We start from the raw sequence: 22,617 nt of genomic DNA on the forward strand, positions 1-22,617 counted from the left end.
TATCGCCGTCGATACGCTACGGGTCAGTAGCCCAGCAGTAGCCCATTCGTAGCAAACGAACCCCCGTGACCAGGCAGGGAGCCGCATCCCGATGTCCGAGTCGGTAGAGCCGCAAGAGATCGACATTCACACGACCGCGGGCAAGATCGCGGATCTTCAGCGCCGTATTGACGAGGCCACCCACGCCGGTTCCGAGCGGGCGGTGGAGAAGCAGCACGCGAAGGGCAAGCTGACCGCGCGGGAGCGGATCGCACTCCTGCTCGACGAGGGCTCGTTCGTGGAGCTCGACGAGCTGGCCCGGCACCGGTCGACCAACTTCGGCCTGGAGAAGACCCGCCCGTACGGCGACGGTGTGGTGACCGGCTACGGCACGGTCGACGGCCGGCCGGTGGCGGTCTTCTCGCAGGACTTCACGGTCTTCGGCGGCGCGCTCGGCGAGGTCTTCGGCCAGAAGATCATGAAGGTCATGGACTTCGCGCTGAAGACCGGCTGCCCCGTGGTCGGGATCAACGACTCGGGCGGCGCGCGGATCCAGGAGGGCGTCATGGCCCTCGGCATGTACGGCGAGATCTTCCGCCGCAACACCCATGCCTCCGGCGTGATTCCGCAGATCTCCCTGGTCGTCGGCCCCTGTGCGGGCGGCGCGGTCTACTCCCCCGCGATCACCGACTTCACCGTCATGGTCGACCAGACCTCGCACATGTTCATCACAGGACCTGACGTCATCAAGACCGTCACCGGTGAGGACGTCGGCTTCGAGGAGCTGGGCGGCGCGCGCACGCACAACACCACGTCCGGTGTGGCGCACCACATGGCCGGGGACGAGAAGGACGCGATCGAGTACGTCAAGTCGCTGCTGTCGTACCTGCCGTCGAACAACCTCTCCGAGCCGCCGGCCTTCCCCGAGAGCGCCGACACCGAGCCCTCGGACGAGGACCGCGAGCTGGACGTCCTGATCCCGGACTCCGCCAACCAGCCGTACGACATGCACACCGTCATCGAACACGTCGTCGACGACGGCGAGTTCCTGGAGACGCAGTCGCTGTTCGCGCCGAACATCCTCACCGGCTTCGGCCGGGTGGAGGGCTTCCCGGTCGGCATCGTCGCCAACCAGCCGATGCAGTTCGCCGGTTGCCTGGACATCAACGCGAGCGAGAAGGCCGCGCGCTTCGTGCGCACCTGCGACGCGTTCAACATCCCGGTCATCACCTTCGTCGACGTGCCGGGCTTCCTGCCGGGCGTGGACCAGGAGTACGGCGGCATCATCCGCCGGGGCGCCAAGCTGATCTACGCGTACGCCGAGGCGACGGTCCCGCTGATCACCGTCATCACCCGCAAGGCCTTCGGCGGCGCGTACGACGTCATGGGCTCCAAGCACCTGGGCGCCGACCTCAACCTGGCGTGGCCGACCGCGCAGATCGCGGTCATGGGCGCGCAGGGCGCGGTGAACATCCTGCACCGCAGGACGATCGCGGCGGCCGAGGACCAGGAGGCGGAGCGGGCGCGGCTGATCCAGGAGTACGAGGACACCCTGCTCAACCCCTACACGGCGGCCGAGCGCGGCTACATCGACGGGGTGATCCTTCCGTCGGACACCCGCCCGCAGATCGTGAAGGGCCTGCGTCAGCTGCGTACGAAGCGGGAATCCCTGCCTCCGAAGAAGCACGGCAACATCCCCCTCTAGGCCTCAGGGAGTCGACATGATCAAGGTCGTACGAGGTAACCCGACCCCGGAGGAGCTGGCCGCCGCACTGGCGGTGGTCCAGGCCCGGGCCGCCGCGACGGCGGCGGCGTCCGCGGACGGTGGCGGCCCGGTGGCCCCCGAGGGCTGGTCGGACCCGGCCAGGATCGCCCGTTCGGTACGGCCCCGGCCGGGGCCGCGCTCGTGGGCGCGCTCCTACTGGCCGGCGTAGCTCAACCGTCATGCCGAAGGCCGGACCCCGTGTGCGGGGTCCGGCCTTTCGCGTACCCGGAAGCCGTCACGTGCGGCGCAGGAAGAACCCGGCGAGGACCGCGCCGACGACGACGATGGCGGCGTTGACGAGGACGGCGAGGCCGATGCCGTCGAAGACCGTGGTGGAGGTGACGACGACGGCGCTCATGATCGGCGTACCCATGGTGATGCCGATCTGCTGGGTCATGGTGGCGAGGCCCGTCGCCATGCCCTGCTCGGAGTCGGGCAGTCCGGAGGTGGCGGTGACCATGAAGCCGACGATGGCGAGCATGTTGCCGACGCCGCCGACGAACGTGGCGGCGAGCAGCAGCCACAGCCAGCCGCGGTCGTCGCCGAGGGCGTAGAGGGAGACCGTGGCGACGGCCTGGATCAGTCCGCCGACCACGAGGGCGGCGCGGGAGCCGTACCGGCCGATGAAGCGCGGCGCGAAGACCCCGCCGACGACCGTGCCCGCGCCGAGCACACCGAACGACAGTCCTGCGGCGAGCGGCGAGAAGCCGAGGACGTCCTGGAGGTAGAGCGTCATCAGGAAGACCAGCGAGGTCTCGGTGACGAAGGCGACGAGCCCGGCGAGGTTCCCCCAGATCACGGTGGGGCGGGCGAGGATCCGTACGGGGACGAGGGGCGAGGCGGCGCGGCGCTCCACGAACCAGAAGGCGACGAGCAGGGCGACGCCGACGGGCAACGCCAGGGGCTCGGTGGTGAGGCCGTAGACGAGCGCGAGGAGGCCGCCGGTGACGGTGATCGCGCCGGGGACGTCGAGGCGCGGGCGGACGTCGGGGCGGCTCTCCTTGAGCACGGCGGGCGCGACGAGGAGGACGGCCAGGGCGACGGGCACGTTGATGAAGAACGCCCAGCGCCAGGAGAGCAGCTCGGTCAGGACGCCGCCGAGGATCGCGCCCGTGGTGAACCCGGCCGACATCAGCGCGCCGTTGAGCCCGAGCGCCTTGGCCCGCAGCGGGCCCTCGGGGAACGAGGACGTGAGCAGGGAGAGCCCGGCGGGGGTGACGGCGGCGGTGGCGAGGCCCTGGGCGACGCGGGCGACCATCAGCAGGGCCGGGTCGGTGGCGAGACCGCCGACGAGGGAGGAGACCCCGAGGAGCGCCATGCCGCCGAGGAAGAGGCGGCGGCGTCCGACGAGGTCGGCGACGCGCCCGAAGAGGAGCGTGAATCCGGCGGCCGCGAGGGCGAAGGCGGTGGCGATCCACTGGAGGTTCGCCAGGGAGAAGCCGAGTCCTTCGCCGATGACGGGCAGCGCGACGTTCAGGATCGAGAAGTCGACGGCCAGCATGAACTGGGCGACGAGGAGGACGAGGAGGACGAGCCGCATCCGTCCGTCCATACGGGCGGCGGGCTGGGTGCCGGCCTGTGACCGGACATCTGTGGCAACCATCGGTGGACCCCTTAATGGGAATCTGAATCCGTTAAGATGTCCCGTACCGTAGCAGACTCGAAGGCGTTAATGGAACAGGAGACCCGTTTGAGTGAGAGCCAGCCGGCCGTGCCCGGCACCGTGCGTCCCGGGGGCCGTACCGCGAAGGTGCGCCGGGCCGTCCTCGAAGCGACCGAGGACGCCCTGGCCGCGACGGGCTTCCACGGGCTGAACATGGACCACGTCGCCGCGAGCGCGGGGGTGGGCAAGACGACCGTCTACCGGCGCTGGGGCTCCCCCGTCGGCCTCGTCGCCGACCTGCTGCGCGACATGGCCGAGCAGTCCCTGCCGGCCTCCGACACCGGCAGCCTCGCGGGCGACCTCCGGGCCAACGCCGCGCTCGTCGTCAGGACGCTCACCGACCCCCGGATGGGCGGCGTCTTCCGCGCGGTCATCGCGGCGGCGGCCTGCGACGAGGAGTGCGCCGAGGCGCTGAACGGCTTCTACCGCGCCCGCCTGGAGGAGTGGGCCCCGGTGGTGAAGCGGGGCGCGGCCCGCGGCGAGATCCCGCCGGAGACGGACGAACTGGAGCTGCTGCGCGCGGTCTCGGCCCCGCTCTACTACCGGTTCATGATCACGCGCGAGCCGCTCGGCCCCGAGGACGGCGAGCGGGCGGTCCGGGCGGCGCTGACGGCGGCGGACGCGGGGGTGTTCACCTCGATGTGACTAGTTCTTCGGCACCGGGTCGCTTGAGTACGAGTACTCAGGCGCCCCGGCCGTCGCACGAGCAGGATCGGACGCATGCTGTGGTCCGACCCGGAGAACGAGCCGCCCAAGGAGATGCGCGACATGCAGGCGATGCTGCGTCGCGCGTCGATCCTGCTGGCACTGGCGATGGTGGTGGCGATGTTCGTGGTCGGCGTCCACTGAGCGCCGCCGGGAACCGAGGCCGCCGGGAGCCGAGGGCCCGCGCCGGGCGGGAGCTCAGGGCCACGGGGTGCGGGAGCTCAGGGCCACGGCGTGCGGGAGCCGAGCGCCCCTTCGAGCCGAGCGCCGCCGGGAGCGCCCGTACTGGCTACGCTTCCCCCATGACTCCTGATCGCCGCCGTGTCGTGCTCGCCTCCGCCTCGCCCGCCCGTCTCGGACTGCTGCGGCAGGCCGGACTCGCTCCCGAGGTCATCGTGAGCGGCGTCGACGAGGACAAGGTCCACGCCCCGACGCCCGCCGAACTCGCCCTCGCGCTCGCCGAGGCCAAGGCCGCCCATGTGGCCGCCCGCCCCGAGGTCTTCGGCGCCCTGGTCATCGGCTGCGACTCGGTCCTCGAGCTCGACGGGAAGGCCCTCGGCAAGCCCGCCGACGCCGAGGAGGCCACCGCCCGCTGGAAGGACATGCGGGGCAGGGTCGGCATCCTCCAGACGGGCCACTGCGTCTACGACACGGCTGCCAAGCGCTACGAGTCGGCGACTGCCTCGACCGTGGTCCGCTTCGGCGATCCGACCGACGCCGAGGTCGCCGCGTACGTGGCGAGCGGCGAACCGCTGCACGTGGCGGGCGCGTTCACCCTGGACGGCCGCTCGGCCCCGTTCATCGACGGCATCGACGGCGACCCGGGCAACGTGATCGGCCTGTCGCTGCCCCTGCTGCGCAGGCTGCTCGGCAAGCTGGGGATCTCCATCACCGACCTGTGGCACTGACGGGGCACCTACGCGGGCGCCGGTGCCCCTTCGGGGGCGTCGGCGTCGGGCGCGTCGGCTTCCGGGGTGCCGGCGCCCTTGCCGTACGCCACCAGCGTCAGCACGATCAGGCCGAGCACCACGGTCATGAACGCGAAGGCGCCCCAGCCGATCAGACCGACCGTCACCGCGCCGAGCAGCCCGTGCACGACGGCGCAGCCGATGAGCAGGGCCCGCCCTGCGCGCCCCGGTCGCTTGTCACGGATGCCGGCGATCAGCGCGACGGTGGCGCAGAGGGCGAGCAGCAGGCCGGAGACGATGCCGAGCACCCATGTTCCGGTAACCATGTGGTCCGGATCGAGTCCGTCCAGGGACATCGACTGGGCCTCGACGAAACGGGCCATGACGGCGTTGAGCCCGACGATGGCCGGCGCCTCCAGGAACAGCACCCCCGCCGTCACGAGCGCTATCGGTCTGCGGGCCACCTGGGCCACCCCCTGTATACGGCTGTTACCGACAGTACGTACGACAGCGCGAAGGCTACTGCCGGGTAAACCGGCGGACAAGGGTCGGCGACGGACGTTCCCAGGGCAAAGAATCATTGCGCCATTCGTAGGGACTCCACAAAGAAACCTGATCGGCGACTGGTCGCCCGAACAGAGACCTGTGCCACACCTCGGAGCTACTGTGCCGTAGAGGAGTCCTGCGTACCGTGGTACGACAAGGGATTTCATGACCCCGAACGCCTCGTATCACGCTCCGTGTGGGCAAGCTCACCACTGGGGACGGGTCGAAAGGCCGTGTCGGCAGTCCCTAAACTCAGCTTGTTTTCAAGGAGGGAGCCATCGTGCGCAAGGTGCTCATCGCCAACCGTGGCGAAATCGCTGTCCGCGTCGCCCGGGCGTGCCGGGATGCGGGGATCGCGAGCGTAGCCGTCTACGCCGAGCCGGACCGGGACGCTTTGCACGTCCGTGCGGCCGACGAGGCGTTCGCCCTGGGCGGTGACACCCCGGCCGCCAGCTATCTGGACATGGCCAAGGTGCTGCAGGCCGCGAAGGATTCGGGTGCGGACGCGATCCACCCCGGGTACGGCTTCCTCTCCGAGAACGCCGACTTCGCCCAGGCCGTCCTGGACGCCGGTCTGACCTGGATCGGCCCGCCGCCCCAGGCGATCCGCGACCTCGGCGACAAGGTCGCCGCCCGCCACATCGCCCAACGCGCCGGCGCCCCCCTGGTCGCCGGCACCCCCGACCCGGTCTCCGGGGCGGACGAGGTCGTCGCCTTCGCCGAGGAGCACGGTCTCCCGATCGCGATCAAGGCCGCCTTCGGCGGCGGCGGACGCGGCCTGAAGGTCGCCCGCACCCTTGAGGAAGTACCCGAGCTCTACGACTCCGCCGTCCGCGAGGCCGTCGCCGCGTTCGGCCGGGGCGAGTGCTTCGTCGAGCGCTACCTCGACAAGCCCCGCCACGTCGAGACCCAGTGCCTGGCCGACACCCACGGCAACGTCGTCGTCGTCTCCACCCGCGACTGCTCCCTCCAGCGCCGCCACCAGAAGCTCGTGGAGGAGGCCCCCGCGCCGTTCCTGTCGCAGGCGCAGAACGACCAGCTGTACGCCGCCTCCAAGGCGATCCTGAAGGAGGCCGGCTACGTCGGCGCCGGAACGGTCGAGTTCCTCGTCGGCACCGACGGCACGATCTCCTTCCTCGAGGTCAACACCCGCCTCCAGGTCGAACACCCCGTCACCGAAGAAGTCACCGGCATCGACCTCGTACGGGAGATGTTCCGCATCGCCGACGGCGAGGAGCTGGGTTACGACGACCCCGCCGTGCGCGGGCACTCCTTCGAGTTCCGCATCAACGGCGAAGACCCGGGCCGTAACTTCCTCCCCGCCCCCGGCACGGTCACCACGTTCGCGCCGCCGACCGGCCCCGGTGTCCGTCTCGACGCGGGCGTCGAGTCCGGCTCCGTGATCGGCCCGGCCTGGGACAGCCTGCTCGCCAAGCTGATCGTCACCGGCGCCACCCGCGAACAGGCCCTCCAGCGCGCCGCCCGCGCGCTCGCGGAGTTCAAGGTGGAGGGCATGGCCACCGCCATCCCCTTCCACCAGGCCGTCGTCACCGACCCCGCCTTCACCGCCGACCCGTTCACCGTCCACACCCGCTGGATCGAGACCGAGTTCGACAACCAGATCAAGCCCTTCGCCCCGGCCGGCGCAGAGGCGGACGAGGACGAGACCGGCCGCGAGACCATCGTCGTCGAGGTCGGCGGCAAGCGCCTCGAAGTCTCCCTCCCCTCCTCCCTCGGCATGACCCTCGCCCGCACCGGACTCGCCGCCGGCGCCAAGCCCAAGCGGCGTGCCGCGAAGAAGTCCGGCCCGACCGCCTCCGGCGACACCCTCGCCTCCCCCATGCAGGGCACGATCGTGAAGGTGGCGGTCGAGGAGGGCCAGGAGGTCAAGGAAGGCGACCTCATCGTCGTCCTCGAAGCCATGAAGATGGAGCAGCCGCTCAACGCGCACCGCTCCGGCACCATCAAGGGCCTCTCCGCCGAGGTCGGCGCCTCCGTCACCTCCGGCGCCGCCATCTGCGAGATCAAGGACTGATCGCGCACCACGTACCGTACGAAGGGCCCGCAGGCGCACCGCCGGTGGGCCCTTCGCCCGTATCCGGAGGGGAGGCCCCATGCGCGCCGATGCGCGTCGCAACCACGAGCGGCTGCTGACCGAGGCCCGAGCCGCCTTCGCCGCACACGGCACCGATGCCTCGCTGGAGGACGTCGCCCGTCGTGCGGGGGTCGGCATCGGCACGCTGTACCGGCACTTCCCCACCCGCGAGGCGCTGATCAACGCGGTCTTCCAGGAGGCCCTTGCCGCGCTGCTCCAGCGGGGCCGGGAGCTGGCGGAGGCCGAGGAGCCGTGCCCGGCGCTCGTGGAGTGGCTGCGTTCCCTGATCACTCACGCGAGTGAGTACCGGGGGCTTTCCCGTGCGCTGATGCCCGCCATGTCGGGTTCGCGGGACGCGAGTTCGGTGCTCGCGCAGTGCGGTGTCCCGCTGCGTGCGACGGGCGAGACCTTGCTGTCCCGGGCCCAGGAGGCGGGGACGGTACGCGACGACGTGTCGATCGGCGATCTGATGCGGCTCACCAACGCGATCGCGCTGGCGGCCGAACAGTCTCCGGAGGACACGGAGTTGGCCGACCGTCTGCTCGAACTGACCCTGCGGGGTCTGAAGCGCTGACCGGGTGGGAGACCCGGCCCGGGCCCCCTGGGGGAGGGGCCCCTCGAAGCCTCAGCGCCTGCGCATGTCCGCCACCCGCGCCGCGCGCTCGGGGGCGAGCACCTCACCGGTCAGCGCCCCGCCCGCGCTGCGGAGTTGACCGCCCGGGTGGCGGCCCCGCTGTCCCGGGAGGGGGACGTCGCGGCGGGGGCGTCCGGGCGGGGGGACCGCGTCACCGCCCGCACCGGTGCCGGCCACGGCGATCTGCACGCCCTGGTCGGCCAGCGCCTGGAGCTCCGTCGCGGCCCGGTCGTCGTGCGCCGGGGGCTCGTCGGTGACCAGGCGGGTGATCACGTCCGTCGGCACCGTCTGGAACATGGTGTCGGTGCCGAGCTTGGTGTGGTCGGCGAGGACCACGACCTCCGCCGCCGCCTGCACCAGCGCCCGGTCCACGCTCGCGGAGAGCATGTTGGACGTGGAGAGGCCGCGCTCGGCGGTCAGGCCGCTGCCGGAGAGGAAGGCCCGGGAGACCCGCAGCCCCTGGAGGGACTGCTCGGCCCCGCTGCCCACCAGCGCGTAGTTGGAGCCGCGCAGCGTGCCGCCGGTCATGACGACCTCGACCCGATTGGCGTGGGCCAGGGCCTGGGCGACGAGCAGGGAGTTGGTGACCACGGTCAGACCGGGCACGCGGGCGAGCCGGCGGGCCAGCTCCTGCGTGGTCGTCCCGGCGCCGACGACGATGGCCTCGCCCTCCTCGACGAGGCTCGCGGCGACGTCGGCGATGGCCGTCTTCTCCGCGGTCGCGAGATGGGATTTCTGCGGGAAGCCGGATTCTCGCGTGAAGCCGCCCGGCAGTACCGCACCGCCGTGCCGGCGGTCGAGGAGTCCTTCTGCCTCCAGTGCCCGCACGTCTCGCCGTACGGTCACTTCTGAGGTCTGGACGACGCGGGCGAGCTCCCGGAGCGACACGGCTCCGTTGGCGCGCACCATTTCGAGGATCAACTGACGACGTTCTGCAGCGAACACGAAACTGACAGTAACCTGAGCGGCCGGAACTTTTCAGCACTATGCGCCGAATTGCAGAAGATGCGCACAGACGGGGCCTCCAAGTGGTATGGGAGGCCCCGTCGTTGATCGTTCTATGCCCCGCCTTGCCGGGGGTTGTCCAGATCGCCCCAGGCGGGAGGGTGTGTCAGGAGGCGATCAGGCCTCGCCCGTCGCCTTTCGGGTGTGCAACTGCCGTGCCACTTCCGCGATCGAGCCCGACAGGGAGGGGTACACGGTGAAAGCTTTTGCGATCTGTTCCACCGTCAGATTGTTGTCGACCGCGATCGAGATCGGGTGGATCAGCTCGCTCGCCTTGGGGGCGACGACACAGCCGCCGACCACGATCCCGGTGCCCGGGCGGCAGAAGATCTTGACGAAGCCGTCCCGGATGCCCTGCATCTTGGCGCGCGGGTTGCGCAGCAGCGGCAGCTTGACGACCCGGGCGTCGATCTTGCCCGCGTCCACGTCGGCCTGCGTGTAGCCGACGGTCGCGATCTCCGGGTCGGTGAAGACGTTCGAGGAGACCGTCTTCAGGTTCAGCGGGGCCACCGCGTCGCCGAGGAAGTGGTACATCGCGATCCGGCCCTGCATGGCCGCCACCGAGGCGAGCGCGAAGACGCCGGTGACGTCACCGGCCGCGTAGACGCCGGGGGCGGAGGTGCGGGAGACCTTGTCGGTCCAGATGTGCCCGGACTCCTTGAGCCGGACCCCGGCCTCCTCCAGTCCCATTCCGGCCGAGTTCGGGATGGCGCCGACGGCCATCAGGCAGTGGGTGCCGGAGATGACCCGGCCGTCGGAGAGGGTGACCTCGACCCGGTCGCCGACCCGCTTGGCGGACTCGGCGCGCGAGCGGGCCATGACGTTCATGCCGCGGCGGCGGAAGACGTCCTCCAGGACGGCGGCGGCGTCCGGGTCCTCGCCCGGGAGCACGCGGTCGCGGGAGGAGACGAGGGTGACCCGGGAGCCGAGCGCCTGGTAGGCGCCGGCGAACTCGGCGCCGGTGACGCCGGAGCCGACCACGATGAGCTCCTCGGGGAGCTCCTTGAGGTCGTAGACCTGGGTCCAGTTCAGGATCCGCTCGCCGTCCGGCTGGGCGTCGGGCAGCTCGCGCGGGTGGCCGCCGGTCGCGATCAGCACGGCGTCGGCGGTCAGCGACTCCTCGGAACCGTCGGCGGCCGTCACGATCACCTGACGGGAACCGTCCATGGCCTGACGGCCGGAGAGCCGGCCGCGACCGCGCAGCACCCGGGCGCCGGCCCGGGTCACGGAGGCGGTGATGTCGTGGGACTGGGCGAGCGCGAGCCGCTTCACACGGCGGTTGACCTTGCCGAGGTCGACGCCCACGACGCGGGCCGCCTGCTCCACGTGCGGGGTGTCGTCGGCGACGATGATGCCCAGCTCCTCGTACGAGGAGTCGAAGGTCGTCATCACCTCGGCCGTCGCGATGAGGGTCTTCGAGGGGACGCAGTCGGTCAGGACGGACGCGCCGCCGAGACCGTCGCAGTCGACGACGGTCACCTCCGCGCCGAGTTGGGCCCCCACCAGGGCAGCCTCGTATCCGCCGGGTCCGCCGCCGATGATCACGATCCGGGTCACTGGGATCTACGCCTCGCGCTCTCGTTCTGCCGGGGGGTCCCCCGCTGGGCTGCAGTGCGTACGCCATTGTCCCGCACGCTTCAAGTGCGTACCCCATTGTCCCGTACGCCGGGGGTGGACTCTCGCCGGGGCCTCCGAACGGCCCCCGTACCGACCCCACCAGCCCCGTACCGGCCCCACCACGGACTTCCGCAGGCACCCTCCCCCCTCCCGTACCCTCGACCCCATGTCGCTCTACGCCGCGTACGCCGGCAACCTCGACGCGCGGCTCATGACCCGCCGCGCCCCGCACTCCCCGCTGCGCGGCACCGGCTGGCTCAACGGCTGGCGGCTGACCTTCGGCGGGGAGCAGATGGGCTGGGAGGGCGCGCTGGCCACGATCGTCGAGGCACCGCGGTCCCAGGTCTTCGTCGCGCTGTACGACATCGCGCCGATGGACGAGGACTCGATGGACCGCTGGGAGGGCGTCAACCTCGACATCTACCGGCGGATGCGGGTACGCGTGCACACTCTGGACGGCGACGAGCCGACCTGGGTGTACGTCCTGAACGCGTACGAGGGCGGCCTGCCGTCCGCCCGCTATCTGGGCGAGGTCGCGGACGCGGCGGAGTCGGCGGGAGCGCCGCACGACTACGTGATGGAGCTCCGCAAGCGGCCGTGCTGACGGGGCGGGCGAGGGTCTTCGTGCAGAGCGCACCGGGGTGGCCACTAGGCCATTCGTCGGAAACGACAAGACAACGATCGCATGTCCGTCAGCATCGTCATCTACGCGCGTAGGCATTCTCGGGCTACGCTTCTGCGCGTACGAAATCCGTCCGGGGCTCCCCTCGGACCCCCCCTCCCCGAGGCGAGAGAGTCAGTGAACGCAACTGCCACCCCGTACGAGGCCGCCGAGGCCGCAGCCACGCGCCTTCGCGAGCTGACCGGAATCGAGAACCACGACGTGGCCCTCGTCATGGGCTCCGGCTGGGCGCCCGCCGTCGACGCGCTCGGCGCGCCGGAGGCCGAGTTCCCCGTGACCGAGCTGCCCGGCTTCCCGCCGCCGGCGGTCGAGGGCCACGGCGGCAAGGTCCGCTCGTACAAGATCGGCGCGAAGCACGTGCTGGTCTTCCTGGGCCGTACCCACTTCTACGAGGGCCGGGGCGTCGCCTCCGTCGCCCACGGAGTGCGCACCGCCGTCGCCGCCGGCTGCAAGACCGTCGTCCTGACCAACGGCTGCGGTGGTCTGCGCGAGGGCATGCGCCCCGGCCAGCCGGTCCTGATCAGCGACCACATCAACCTGACGGCCGCCTCCCCGATCGTCGGCGCGAACTTCGTGGACCTCACCGACCTCTACTCGCCGCGCCTGCGCGCGCTGTGCAAGGAGGTCGACGAGACCCTCGAAGAGGGCGTCTACGTGCAGTTCCCCGGGCCGCACTACGAGACCCCGGCCGAGATCAACATGGTCCGCGTCATGGGCGGCGACCTGGTCGGCATGTCCACCGTCCTCGAGGCCATCGCGGCCCGTGAGGCGGGCGCCGAGGTCCTGGGCATCTCCCTCGTCACCAACCTGGCGGCGGGCCTCTCGGGCGAGCCGCTGAACCACGAGGAGGTCCTCCAGGCCGGCCGCGACTCGGCCGCCCGGATGGGCGAGCTCCTGACGCGGGTCCTCGACCGCATCTGAGGTACGGCACCATCCGGCCCCGCCGGCGTTCGAGGCGCGGGGTCCGGGGCGGAGCCCCGGTTACGGGAAGGGGCGGGGTGGGGAAAGGCTCCGCGCAGCGGCCCACCACCGCACCCCCACCCACCCCGCGCCCTCCTCACCCGCACACCCCGAAAGGCACACCGTGACGCAGGACGACCTCCTCGCCCGGGCCCAGGCCTGGCTCGCCGAGGACCCCGACCCGGAGACCCGTGACGAGCTCGCGAAGCTCATCGAGGCCGGTGACCGCGACGAGCTCGCCGCCCGCTTCGCCGGCACCCTGCAGTTCGGCACCGCCGGCCTCCGCGGCGAGATCGGCGCCGGGCCCATGCGGATGAACCGCTCGGTCGTGATCCGCGCGGCCGCCGGCCTCGCCGCGTACCTCAAGGCCAAGGGTCAGGAGGGCGGCCTCGTCGTCGTCGGCTACGACGCCCGCTACAAGTCCGCCGACTTCGCCCGCGACACCGCCGCCGTGATGATCGGCGCCGGGCTCCGCGCGGCCGTGCTCCCGCGCCCGCTGCCGACGCCCGTCCTCGCGTACGCCATAAGGCATCTGGGCGCCGTCGCCGGTGTCGAGGTGACCGCGAGCCACAACCCGCCGCGCGACAACGGCTACAAGGTCTACCTCGGCGACGGCTCGCAGATCGTGCCGCCCGCCGACGCCGAGATCGCCGCCGAGATCGACGCGGTCCGCTCCCTGAACGACGTCCCGCGCCCGGAGACCGGCTGGGAGACCCTCGGCGACGAGGTCCTGGAGGCCTACCTGGCCCGTACGGACGCCGTCCTGACCCCCGGCTCCCCCCGTACCGTCCGGACCGTCTACACGGCCATGCACGGCGTCGGCAAGGACGTCGTCACGGCCGCCTTCGCCCGCGCCGGTTTCCCGCCGCCCGCGCTCGTCGCCGAGCAGGCCGAGCCGGACCCGGCGTTCCCGACGGTCGCCTTCCCGAACCCGGAGGAGCCGGGCGCGATGGACCTCGCCTTCGAGGCGGCCCGCGCCGTGGACCCCGACATCGTGATCGCCAACGACCCGGACGCCGACCGCTGCGCCGTGGCCGTGCCGGACCGGACGGTCGAGGGCGGCTGGCGGATGCTCCGCGGCGACGAGGTGGGCGCGCTGCTCGCCGCGCACCTGGTGCACAAGGGTGCGCGGGGCGTGTTCGCCGAGTCGATCGTGTCGTCCTCGCTGCTCGGCCGGATCGCGGAGGCGGCGGGCGTCGGCCACGAGGAGACGCTGACCGGCTTCAAGTGGATCGCCCGCGTGGACGGCCTGCGGTACGGCTACGAGGAGGCGCTCGGCTACTGCGTCGACCCCGAGGGCGTCCGCGACAAGGACGGCATCACGGCGGCGCTGCTTGTCGCCGAGCTGGCCTCGGTGCTCAAGGAGCAGGACCGTACGCTGACCGACCTGCTCGACGACCTCGCGGTCGCCCACGGGCTGCACGCCACGGACCAGCTGTCGGTGCGCGTGGAGGACCTGAGCATCATCGCGAACGCGATGAGCACGCTGCGCGAGCGGCCGCCGGTCCGCCTCGCGGGTCTGACGGTGACGACGGCCGAGGACCTCACGAAGGGCACGGAGTCACTGCCGCCGACGGACGGTCTGCGCTACTACCTGGAGGGCGAGCACAAGGCCCGGGTGATCGTCCGCCCGTCCGGCACGGAGCCCAAGCTCAAGTGCTACCTGGAGGTCGTGGTCCCGGTCGCCGACGCGAGCGAGCTGGCGACGGCCCGCGCGAAGGGCGCCGAGATCCTCGCCGCGATCAAGCGCGACCTGTCGGAGGCGGCCGGCCTGTAGCCGCCGCCCCGAGACGCGACGAGGCCCGTACGGAATCGATTCCGCACGGGCCTCGTCGCATGCGTACGGCCGTTCCCTCACGGGTGAATTCGGTACGCCGAACAGCCCCACTCGCGTCCCGCGATCAGGTGGTTCCGGCCAGGGTGACCCGGTGTCCCGCCGAGCCTCCCTGGAGCCGCCGCAGTGCCCCCGGTCCTGACCGTCCGACCGACCGTTCCCGCCTCCCGGCGGCCGCCGTCCCCGCCCGGCGTCCGGCTTCCGAAGCGGGTGCGCGGCACGGTGCGCCACGCGGCACCCGCGCTCGTCGGACATCTGGCCGTACGGCTCCTCGGGCTGTTCGTGCTCGGCCGCTGGGCGCATCTGCGGGGCCACGGGATCTGGCCGCAGCTCGCGACGGACTGGGACTCCCGCTGGTACCTCGCGATCGCCGACCACGGGTACGAGCCCGGGCCGCCCGGCGAACCGCCCGGCAGCCACCGGCCGATGGCGTTCTTCCCGCTCTTCCCCGCCCTGGTCAAGGCGGTCGCGGCGGTCACGCCCGGCTCGCGCGCCTCCGTCGCCCTGGTCCTCGCCGTGCTCTGCTCGGTGGCCGCCGCCTGGGGGATCTTCGCGGTCGGCGACCGGCTGTACGGGCGCCGGGTGGGCACGGTCCTCGCGGTGCTGTGGGGCGCGCTGCCGGTCGCCGTCGTCCAGTGGATGGGGTACACGGAGTCGCTGTTCACGGCGCTGGCCGCCTGGGCGCTGTACGCGGTCCTGGACGGGCGTTGGGCCTGGGCCGCGGGGCTCGCGGTGGCGGCGGGTCTCACCCGGCCGACCGGGATCGCGGTCGCCGCGGCGGTGACGGTGGCCGGGCTGCTGGCCGCGCGGCGCGGCAGCCGCCCGGCGCTCGCCGCCGCCCTGGCCGCTCCCCTGGGCTGGGTGGGGTACGTGGGCTGGGTGGGGCTGCGCCTGGGCCGCTGGGACGGGTACTTCGCGGTGCAGGAGTCCTGGGGCAACGCGTGGGACGGCGGCACGGTGACACTCCGTCAGCTGCGCAGACAGCTCGTGTACACCCAGGACCCGCAGCTGTTCCTGGTCATGGTCTCGCTCGTCCTGATCGGCTCCACCGCGCTGTTCGCGCTCTGCGTGGCCGACCGGCAACCGCTGCCGCTGCTCGTCTTCGCGGGCGTGCTGCTGCTCGTGGTCCTGGGCAGCGGCGGCGTGTACTTCCCGCGCGCCCGCTTCCTGCTGCCCGGCTTCCCGCTGCTGCTCCCGCTCGCGCTCGCGGTCGCCCGGGCGCGCCGCCACGTCGCCGCCCTGGTGCTCGGCGGGGCGGCGCTGTCCTCGGCGTGGCTCGGCGCGTACATGCTGCTGGTGTGGCGGGGCGCGCCGTGACGCGCCGTTCCACCCCTACCCGAAGCGGCCGTTGACGTAGTCGGCGGTACGGGAGTCCTGTGGGGAGCCGAACATCGCCTCCGTCGGGCCGTGTTCGGGCCGGCCTCAGCCGGTCGCGAGCAGGATCACCAGCAGGACGAGCCCCGCCGCCGCCGGCGCGATGATCTCGTACGCCCAGCGCACCTGCGGCTCCCCCTGTGCCTCCGGACGGTTCGCGCAGCGCTCCGCCAGTTCGCGCAGGTCCGCGATGGTCCGGTCGGCCGGGGCGAGCCGGTCCCGGTCGTCCACGCGCGCGTTGACGGACGTCCGGCCGTGCGGATCGTCCTGGGAGGCACGCGCCTGCGCCCGGGCCACGCGCTTGCGCTGCCGCAGCGAGACGGGCACGGCCCAGAGCTGGAACTTGCCCCCGCCCTTGACGAGGACCTCGCTGGAGTACCCGGCCCTGACGTCGGCCACCGAGGCCCAGGGCAGCGTGATGTACCGGAAGGGGTTACGGACCCGCAGCCGGTCCTCGTTGGCGTACACGGCCGGGCGGATCGTGAACGCCACCACGAGCGGCACGACGAGCAGCAGACTCGCGAGGGCCAGCCACGGCGTGCGCCCGGTGCCCCGGACCATCGCGTCGACGCAGAACCACGCGGTCAGACCGATCAGCAGGACACCGCCGGCGATCCCGAGGGGCGAACGGAAGACACGGTCGGCGTAGGCCGGCTCGGCGGGCGGCTGGGGGCTCGTCATGGTGCCGATTCTGCCTCAGCCCCCGCCGGTCGGCTCAGGCGGCTCGGGTGACCAGATCGGCGTAGAGAATGATGTTGTCGGGGCGGTGGCCGTCGACCAGCTCTCCCCCGCAGGTGATGAGCCGCAGCTCGGGCCTGGTGGTGTCCCCGTAGACCTTCCGCGTCGGGAAGGCCTTCTTGTCGACCTGCTCCAGCTCGCGCACGCGGAAGACGGCGTCGGTGCCGTCGGCGCGGGTGACGGTGATCTCGTCGCCGACGCGGACCTTCGCGACGTTCTTGAGCACGGCGGGCCCGCGGGCCGTGTCGAAGTGCCCGATCAGGATCGCGGGGCCGGTCTGACCCGGGGTGACGCCCTTGTCGTACCAGCCGATGCGCTCGGCGTCGGCCTCGGAGGGCACCTCGACGGTCCCGTCACCGGCGAGCCCGAGCTCGAGCACGGGCCCGGTGTCGACCCCGGCGGCCGGCACCCGCACGCGGACCGGCTTGGAGCGCGGCAGCGGGGCGGCGGACGCGGCCGGCGCGGGCGAGGCGGTCTCCACGACCTTCGCGGGCGGCACGGCGGTGGCGGGTGCGCCGGCGCCGCCGCCGGCGCACCCGGTGAGCGCGGTCAGGGCGGTCAGGGCGGCGAGGACGAGCAGGGCCGGTGCGGTACGGCGGCGGTTCACGGGGCGGCTCCGGGCGGGGATGCGGCCGGCCGCCGCACGGGGTGTGCGGCGGCCGGCCCGGGGTGGGGTGATGCTCCTGCTCGGGTCAAGGGGCAGGGGTGGTGCTCCTGCCCGGATCGAAGGGGCAGGGGGGTGCGTCGGTGGTCAGCCGCGGGCCGCCGCGCGGCGGCGCAGGACGGTGAAGCCGAGACCGGCCGCGACGACCGAGGCCGCTCCCAGGCCGGAGGCCATCAGCGCCGTGTCGTTGCCGCTCTCCACGCTCCCGATCTCCGCACCGGCGGCGACCCCGCCCTGCGGGACGACGGTGGTCTGGCCCGAGGTGTTGCCGGGGGCCGGCGCGGTCGTGGCGGGCGTGGTCGGCTCGGTGCCGGGGGTGCCGTCCTCGCAGCCCTTCGGCAGGTCGGGGAAGTCCAGGGTGAAGAGCGCGTCGGGCTCGCTGGTGCGCATCTGCACGAACGGCTTCTTCGCGCCGGGCATCTGCGACAGCCACACACCGTCGGCGAGGGCGGTCGACTTCGTGTTGGTGAGGGTCGCCAGGACCTTGCCCTCGTCGTCGTGGAAGATCCGGGCGAGCGGGCCCGAGGGGCTGTTGACGAGCTCCAGGCTGAGCTCGTCGAAGGCGGAACCGCTGTACCGGGTGACGGTGCAGCCCTTGGTGCGGTCGTTGTAGTCGGTGCCCAGGTTCCGGTTGAGCCAGGAGCCCACCTGACCCTTGTTGTCGAGGGTCACCCACATCTCGCCGAACTGCGCACCCTTCTCCGCCTTGCCCCCGGGGCCACCGGCGCTGATGCTGCCGCGCGGCTTGCCGGCCGCGGTCTTCAGCACCAGCGTGTAGTGGCCCTTGGCCTTGCGCCACAGCTCGCCCACCGTGCCGTCGGCCAGCTTGCGGGTGCCGATGTGCTCTCCGCCGGGGGTGCCCGTGCCCACGGGCGCCGGGGCCGCCTGGGCCTTGGAGCCGGGGATGTACGCGGCGAATCCGCCGTCCTCCTCCAGGACGACCACGGCCTTGCCGTACGTCCAGACCTGCCGGGAACCGTTCAGGTAGGTGAAACCGCGCCCCTTGCCGTTCTCGATCACCTGGAGGCCGTAGCGGCCGTCCTTCTTGGCGAGTTCGAGGACGGTGCCGTCGGCGAGCTTGTAGACGCCGGGCTTGGCGCCCGGGAGGTAGTTGCCCACCCAGGACAGCGTGCGGCCGTCCTCGAAGAGGACGAAGAAGGTGCCGTTGTCGTTCCCGGCGACGGGGCGGCTGTTGGCGTCGAGCACACCGACGGGGTTGCCCTCGAAGAAGAGCTCGGCCCGGTGGTGGACCGCGCCCAGCTTGTAGATCTTGGCGATGGTGCCGCCGGGGAGGGTCTCCGTACGAACGAGAGTGCCCGGGGCGTCGGCGGTCCGCGCGCCGGTCGCCGGCTTCGCGTCGGCGGCGAAGGCGGTTCCGGCGGTGAGGGCCGGGGTGGTGAGGGCGACACCCGCGACGAGTGCGGTGGCGACGGCGGTGCGAAGGGCGGTGCGCATAACGACTCCTGTGAATCAGAAACAGGTCGGGTGAGGAAGAGCCGCATGCCGCTGACATCTCGTTCGGTCGGGGCCGGTGAGTTCTGGCTGGCTGCTGAGAAAGAATTTAGTGATCTTGTATGCGGGAGCTGTCCGTTCCATGTCACAGCGCCGTGACAGAGGTCACGAATCCCCTGCCTGAAGTGCGGGGCTGTACAGGCCGCTACGCGCGTAGATATGCTCGACTGGTGACCATGCCCACCACTGCATCCGCAGCTTCCGCTTTCGCCGACGCGACCGCGTCCGACAGTGCGCTGCGCCGCTTCCTCCACGGGCTGCCCGGCGTCGACGCCGTCGGCCTGGAGGCGCGCGCCGCGTCCCTCGGCACCCGCTCGATCAAGACCACGGCCAAGGCCTACGCCATTGACCTGGCCATTTCCATGATCGACCTGACGACGCTCGAAGGCGCGGACACCCCGGGCAAGGTCCGGGCGCTCGCCGCCAAGGCCGTCAATCCCGATCCGACCGACCGTACGACCCCGTCGACCGCCGCGGTCTGCGTCTACCCCGACATGGTGGCCACCGCCAAGGCCGCCCTGAAGGGCTCCGACGTCAAGGTCGCCTCCGTCGCCACCGCCTTCCCGGCCGGCCGTGCCGCGCTCGACGTGAAGCTCGCGGACACCCGCGACGCCGTCGCCGCCGGGGCCGACGAGATCGACATGGTGATCGACCGGGGCGCCTTCCTCGCGGGGAAGTACCTCAAGGTCTACGAGGAGATCCAGGCCGTGAAGGAGGCCTCGGGCGCCGCGCGCCTGAAGGTCATCTTCGAGACCGGCGAGCTCTCCACGTACGACAACATCCGCCGCGCCTCCTGGCTCGGCATGATGGCGGGCGCCGACTTCATCAAGACCTCGACCGGCAAGGTCGCGGTCAACGCCACCCCGGCCAACACGCTCCTGATGCTGGAGGCGGTGCGCGACTTCCGCGCGCAGACCGGCGTCCAGATCGGCGTGAAGCCGGCCGGCGGCATCCGCAACACCAAGGAAGCCATCAAGTTCCTGGTCCTGGTCAACGAGACCGTCGGCGAGGACTGGCTGGACAACCACTGGTTCCGCTTCGGTGCCTCCAGCCTGCTGAACGACCTGCTCATGCAGCGTCAGAAGCTGGCGACCGGCCGCTACTCCGGCCCCGATTACGTGACGGTGGACTGATCATCATGGCATCTGCATTCGAGTACGCACCGGCGCCCGAGTCCCGGTCCGTCGTCGACATCGCTCCCTCCTACGGCCTGTTCATCGACGGCGAGTTCGTCGAGGCGGCCGACGGCAAGGTCTTCAAGACCGTCTCCCCCGCCACCGAGGAGGTCCTCGCCGAGGTCGCCCAGGCGGGCACCGAGGACGTCGACCGCGCGGTGAAGGCGGCCCGCAAGGCCTTCGAGAAGTGGTCGGCGCTGCCCGGCTCCGAGCGCGCCAAGTACCTCTTCCGTATCGCCCGGATCATCCAGGAGCGCAGCCGCGAGCTGGCCGTCCTGGAGACCCTGGACAACGGCAAGCCGATCAAGGAGACCCGCGACGCGGACCTCCCGCTGGTCGCCGCGCACTTCTTCTACTACGCGGGCTGGGCCGACAAGCTCGACCACGCGGGGTACGGCGCGAACCCGCGCCCGCTGGGCGTGGCCGGCCAGGTCATCCCGTGGAACTTCCCCCTCCTGATGCTGGCGTGGAAGATCGCCCCGGCGCTCGCGACGGGCAACACGGTCGTCCTGAAGCCCGCCGAGACGACCCCGCTCTCCGCCCTGTTCTTCGCGGACATCTGCCGCCAGGCCGGGCTGCCGAAGGGTGTCGTCAACATCCTTCCCGGTTACGGGGACGCGGGCGCCGCGCTCGTCGAGCACCCGGACGTGAACAAGGTCGCCTTCACCGGCTCGACCGCGGTCGGCAAGTCGATCGCCCGCTCCGTCGCCGGCACGCACAAGAAGGTCACCCTGGAGCTGGGCGGCAAGGGCGCGAACATCGTCTTCGACGACGCACCCATCGACCAGGCCGTCGAGGGCATCGTCAACGGCATCTTCTTCAACCAGGGCCAGGTCTGCTGCGCGGGCTCGCGCCTCCTGGTCCAGGAGTCGATCCAGGACGAGCTCCTCGACTCCCTGAAGCGCCGCCTGAACACCCTCCGTCTCGGCGACCCGCTCGACAAGAACACCGACATCGGCGCCATCAACTCCTCCGAGCAGCTGGCCCGCATCACCTCGCTGGTCGAGCGGGGCGAGGCCGAGGGCGCCGAGCGCTGGACGGCGGCCTGCGAGATCCCGTCCGCCGGCTACTGGTTCGCCCCGACGCTCTTCACGGGCGTCACGCAGGCGCACACCATCGCCCGCGACGAGATCTTCGGCCCGGTCCTGTCCGTGCTTTCGTTCCGTACGCCGGACGAGGCGGTCGCCAAGGCCAACAACAGCCAGTACGGCCTGTCGGCGGGGATCTGGACGGAGAAGGGCTCGCGCATCCTGGCCGTGGCCAACAAGCTCCGTGCGGGCGTCGTCTGGGCCAACACGTTCAACAAGTTCGACCCGACCTCGCCCTTCGGCGGCTACAAGGAGTCGGGCTTCGGCCGCGAGGGTGGCCGTCACGGTCTGGAGGCCTACCTCGATGTCTGAGCAGCAGACGCGCCTGAACGTCTTCAAGACCTACAAGCTGTACGTCGGGGGCAAGTTCCCCCGCTCCGAGAGCGGCCGGGTGTACGAGGTGACGGACTCCAAGGGCAAGTGGCTGGCGAACGTGCCGCTCTCCTCCCGCAAGGACGCCCGTGACGCGGTCGTCGCGGCGCGCAAGGCGTTCGGCGGCTGGTCGGGCGCCACGGCGTACAACCGGGGCCAGGTCCTCTACCGCGTCGCGGAGATGCTGGAGGGCCGCCGGGAGCAGTTCGTGCGCGAGGTGGCGGACGCGGAGGGCCTGTCGAAGTCCAAGGCGGCGGCCGTCGTCGACGCGGCGATCGACCGCTGGGTCTGGTACGCGGGCTGGACGGACAAGATCGCCCAGGTCGTGGGCGGTGCGAACCCGGTGGCGGGCCCGTACTTCAACCTGTCGACCCCGGAGCCGACGGGTGTGGTCACCGTCGTCGCGCCGCAGGAGTCGTCCTTCCTCGGCCTGGTCTCCGTGATCGCCCCGGTGATCGCGACGGGCAACACGGCCGTGGTGATCGCGAGCGAGAAGTCCCCGCTCCCCGCCCTCTCCCTGGGCGAGGTGCTCGCCACCTCCGACCTGCCGGGCGGCGTGGTCAACATCCTCTCCGGCAAGGCCGCGGAGATGGGCCCGCACCTGGCGGCCCACCAGGACGTCAACGCGATCGACCTGACGGGCGCGGACACGGACCTGGCGCGCGAGCTGGAGATCGCGGCCGCGGACAACCTCAAGCGCGTCCTGCGCCCCCGCCCGGTGGACTTCACGGCCGCCCCGGGCACGGACCGCCTGACGGCGTTCCTGGAGACGAAGACGGTCTGGCACCCGACGGGTTCGCTCGGCGCGAGCGGCTCCTCGTACTAGGACCGGTACTCAGGACGATGGGGAACGGCCCCCGGGCAGCGAGCCCGGGGGCCGTTTCCCATGCCCGCTCACGTCGTCGGGAGCAGCCCCGTCACCTCGCCGACCACCGGCAGGTCGTCGAGCCCGCCGCCCTTCGTGACGTGGTCCGTCACCACGTTGGTGCCCACGGGCTTGAAGTCGGCGACCTGGGTGCCGATCCCGTTGTCGAGCGGGTCGACCCCGGTGTTCGCCAGCGGGTCGAGCTGGAGGCTGGTCAGCGGGCCCACGGCGTGGCCGGTGGCCCCGAGGGCCGCCGTGGCGTCGCTGCCGACGAGCGAGTCGACCGGCAGCGGCAGCGGGGCCGCCTGGGCGGAGGCGCCCAGACCGAGCACGGCCGCGCCGGCCGCCGTCGCGGTCAGCCCGGCCTTCAGCAGAGCGCCGCGACGGGCGGTCCTGGATTGCTTGTGACGCGCCATGAGAGTCCTTCGACGTTGGG

22 protein-coding genes are annotated in these 22,617 nt (G+C 71.8%); 14 read left to right on the top strand and 8 right to left on the bottom strand.

Annotated elements, in window-relative coordinates:
* Positions 1–91: 91 nt before the first annotated feature.
* Positions 92–1,684 carry an acyl-CoA carboxylase subunit beta gene (locus ACGFYP_RS19525; RefSeq protein WP_393494726.1) on the top strand — a complete coding sequence of 531 codons (1,593 nt, stop codon included), beginning with the start codon at positions 92–94 and terminating at the stop codon, positions 1,682–1,684.
* Between the two features lie 16 nt (positions 1,685–1,700).
* On the top strand, positions 1,701–1,913 hold the full coding sequence (locus tag ACGFYP_RS19530) for an acyl-CoA carboxylase epsilon subunit (protein WP_352190145.1): 213 nt from the start codon (positions 1,701–1,703) through the stop codon (positions 1,911–1,913).
* 66 nt (positions 1,914–1,979) lie between these two features.
* Here the strand turns inward: ACGFYP_RS19530 and ACGFYP_RS19535 are convergent, their stop codons facing one another.
* Complete coding sequence (locus tag ACGFYP_RS19535) at positions 1,980–3,347, bottom strand: MFS transporter (protein ID WP_361968723.1); 1,368 nt, start codon at positions 3,345–3,347, stop codon at positions 1,980–1,982.
* Positions 3,348–3,416: 69 nt separating this feature from the next.
* Here ACGFYP_RS19535 and ACGFYP_RS19540 point away from each other — a divergent pair, with 69 nt between their 5' ends.
* From ACGFYP_RS19540 to ACGFYP_RS19550, 3 genes are all read left to right on the top strand, one after another.
* On the top strand, positions 3,417–4,052 hold the full coding sequence (locus ACGFYP_RS19540; RefSeq protein ID WP_393494731.1) for a TetR/AcrR family transcriptional regulator: 636 nt from the start codon (positions 3,417–3,419) through the stop codon (positions 4,050–4,052).
* Between the two features lie 75 nt (positions 4,053–4,127).
* Complete coding sequence (mmpB, locus tag ACGFYP_RS19545) at positions 4,128–4,256, top strand: morphogenic membrane protein MmpB (RefSeq protein WP_361442946.1); 129 nt, start codon at positions 4,128–4,130, stop codon at positions 4,254–4,256.
* 158 nt (positions 4,257–4,414) lie between these two features.
* Positions 4,415–5,020, top strand: coding sequence for a nucleoside triphosphate pyrophosphatase (locus tag ACGFYP_RS19550; protein ID WP_393494735.1), 606 nt, complete (start codon positions 4,415–4,417; stop codon positions 5,018–5,020).
* Positions 5,021–5,028: 8 nt separating this feature from the next.
* Here ACGFYP_RS19550 and ACGFYP_RS19555 read toward each other — a convergent pair whose 3' ends face one another.
* Complete coding sequence (locus ACGFYP_RS19555) at positions 5,029–5,484, bottom strand: hypothetical protein (protein ID WP_393494738.1); 456 nt, start codon at positions 5,482–5,484, stop codon at positions 5,029–5,031.
* Between the two features lie 362 nt (positions 5,485–5,846).
* Here ACGFYP_RS19555 and ACGFYP_RS19560 point away from each other — a divergent pair, with 362 nt between their 5' ends.
* The gene (locus ACGFYP_RS19560) at positions 5,847–7,601 is read left to right on the top strand and encodes an acetyl/propionyl/methylcrotonyl-CoA carboxylase subunit alpha (protein ID WP_393494741.1); all 1,755 of its coding nucleotides are present in this window, start codon (positions 5,847–5,849) and stop codon (positions 7,599–7,601) included.
* A 79-nt stretch (positions 7,602–7,680) separates the two neighbouring features.
* Positions 7,681–8,235, top strand: a complete 555-nt coding sequence (locus ACGFYP_RS19565; protein WP_393494744.1) for a TetR/AcrR family transcriptional regulator — start codon at positions 7,681–7,683, stop codon at positions 8,233–8,235.
* Between the two features lie 51 nt (positions 8,236–8,286).
* On the opposite strand, the gene ACGFYP_RS19570 is transcribed toward ACGFYP_RS19565, so the two are convergent.
* Together ACGFYP_RS19570 and ACGFYP_RS19575 are read right to left on the bottom strand one after the other, a co-directional pair.
* A complete protein-coding gene (locus ACGFYP_RS19570) occupies positions 8,287–9,240 on the bottom strand; it encodes a DeoR/GlpR family DNA-binding transcription regulator (protein WP_361968712.1) in 954 nt (317 codons plus the stop codon).
* A 177-nt stretch (positions 9,241–9,417) separates the two neighbouring features.
* Positions 9,418–10,857 (bottom strand): NAD(P)H-quinone dehydrogenase, encoded by a 1,440-nt coding sequence (locus tag ACGFYP_RS19575; RefSeq protein ID WP_393494747.1) that lies wholly within the window; start codon positions 10,855–10,857, stop codon positions 9,418–9,420.
* Between the two features lie 226 nt (positions 10,858–11,083).
* Here ACGFYP_RS19575 and ACGFYP_RS19580 point away from each other — a divergent pair, with 226 nt between their 5' ends.
* From ACGFYP_RS19580 to ACGFYP_RS19595, 4 genes are all read left to right on the top strand, one after another.
* Positions 11,084–11,521, top strand: a complete 438-nt coding sequence (locus tag ACGFYP_RS19580) for a gamma-glutamylcyclotransferase (RefSeq protein ID WP_361968708.1) — start codon at positions 11,084–11,086, stop codon at positions 11,519–11,521.
* 195 nt (positions 11,522–11,716) lie between these two features.
* The gene (locus tag ACGFYP_RS19585; protein ID WP_352190155.1) at positions 11,717–12,520 is read left to right on the top strand and encodes a purine-nucleoside phosphorylase; all 804 of its coding nucleotides are present in this window, start codon (positions 11,717–11,719) and stop codon (positions 12,518–12,520) included.
* Positions 12,521–12,683: 163 nt separating this feature from the next.
* Positions 12,684–14,336, top strand: coding sequence for a phospho-sugar mutase (locus ACGFYP_RS19590; protein ID WP_393494751.1), 1,653 nt, complete (start codon positions 12,684–12,686; stop codon positions 14,334–14,336).
* A gap of 183 nt (positions 14,337–14,519) precedes the next feature.
* Complete coding sequence (locus tag ACGFYP_RS19595) at positions 14,520–15,710, top strand: hypothetical protein (RefSeq protein WP_393494754.1); 1,191 nt, start codon at positions 14,520–14,522, stop codon at positions 15,708–15,710.
* A gap of 105 nt (positions 15,711–15,815) precedes the next feature.
* Here ACGFYP_RS19595 and ACGFYP_RS19600 read toward each other — a convergent pair whose 3' ends face one another.
* The 3 genes from ACGFYP_RS19600 to ACGFYP_RS19610 form a co-directional block, all read right to left on the bottom strand.
* Positions 15,816–16,448: a PH domain-containing protein gene (locus ACGFYP_RS19600; RefSeq protein WP_393494757.1), complete on the bottom strand. Its 633-nt coding sequence runs from the start codon at positions 16,446–16,448 to the stop codon at positions 15,816–15,818.
* Positions 16,449–16,482: 34 nt separating this feature from the next.
* Positions 16,483–17,112 carry a class F sortase gene (locus ACGFYP_RS19605; RefSeq protein WP_393494760.1) on the bottom strand — a complete coding sequence of 210 codons (630 nt, stop codon included), beginning with the start codon at positions 17,110–17,112 and terminating at the stop codon, positions 16,483–16,485.
* Between the two features lie 144 nt (positions 17,113–17,256).
* Complete coding sequence (locus ACGFYP_RS19610) at positions 17,257–18,624, bottom strand: hypothetical protein (RefSeq protein ID WP_393494763.1); 1,368 nt, start codon at positions 18,622–18,624, stop codon at positions 17,257–17,259.
* A 233-nt stretch (positions 18,625–18,857) separates the two neighbouring features.
* Here ACGFYP_RS19610 and deoC point away from each other — a divergent pair, with 233 nt between their 5' ends.
* Genes deoC through ACGFYP_RS19625 form a run of 3 tightly spaced genes read left to right on the top strand, consistent with a single transcriptional unit; the run spans position 18,858 to position 22,142 of the window.
* Positions 18,858–19,814: a deoxyribose-phosphate aldolase gene (deoC, locus tag ACGFYP_RS19615; RefSeq protein WP_361970195.1), complete on the top strand. Its 957-nt coding sequence runs from the start codon at positions 18,858–18,860 to the stop codon at positions 19,812–19,814.
* A 5-nt stretch (positions 19,815–19,819) separates the two neighbouring features.
* Complete coding sequence (locus ACGFYP_RS19620; RefSeq protein WP_393494767.1) at positions 19,820–21,256, top strand: aldehyde dehydrogenase family protein; 1,437 nt, start codon at positions 19,820–19,822, stop codon at positions 21,254–21,256.
* Entirely contained in the window at positions 21,249–22,142 is an 894-nt protein-coding gene (locus tag ACGFYP_RS19625) for an aldehyde dehydrogenase family protein (protein WP_393494770.1), read from the top strand. The genes ACGFYP_RS19620 and ACGFYP_RS19625 overlap by 8 nt, the downstream gene beginning before the upstream one ends.
* 68 nt (positions 22,143–22,210) lie before the next feature.
* Here the strand turns inward: ACGFYP_RS19625 and ACGFYP_RS19630 are convergent, their stop codons facing one another.
* Entirely contained in the window at positions 22,211–22,597 is a 387-nt protein-coding gene (locus ACGFYP_RS19630) for a hypothetical protein (protein WP_361970204.1), read from the bottom strand.
* Positions 22,598–22,617: the final 20 nt, after the last annotated feature.

This window comes from Streptomyces sp. NPDC048370 (assembly GCF_043200825.1).
Classification (GTDB): Bacteria; Actinomycetota; Actinomycetes; order Streptomycetales; family Streptomycetaceae; genus Streptomyces.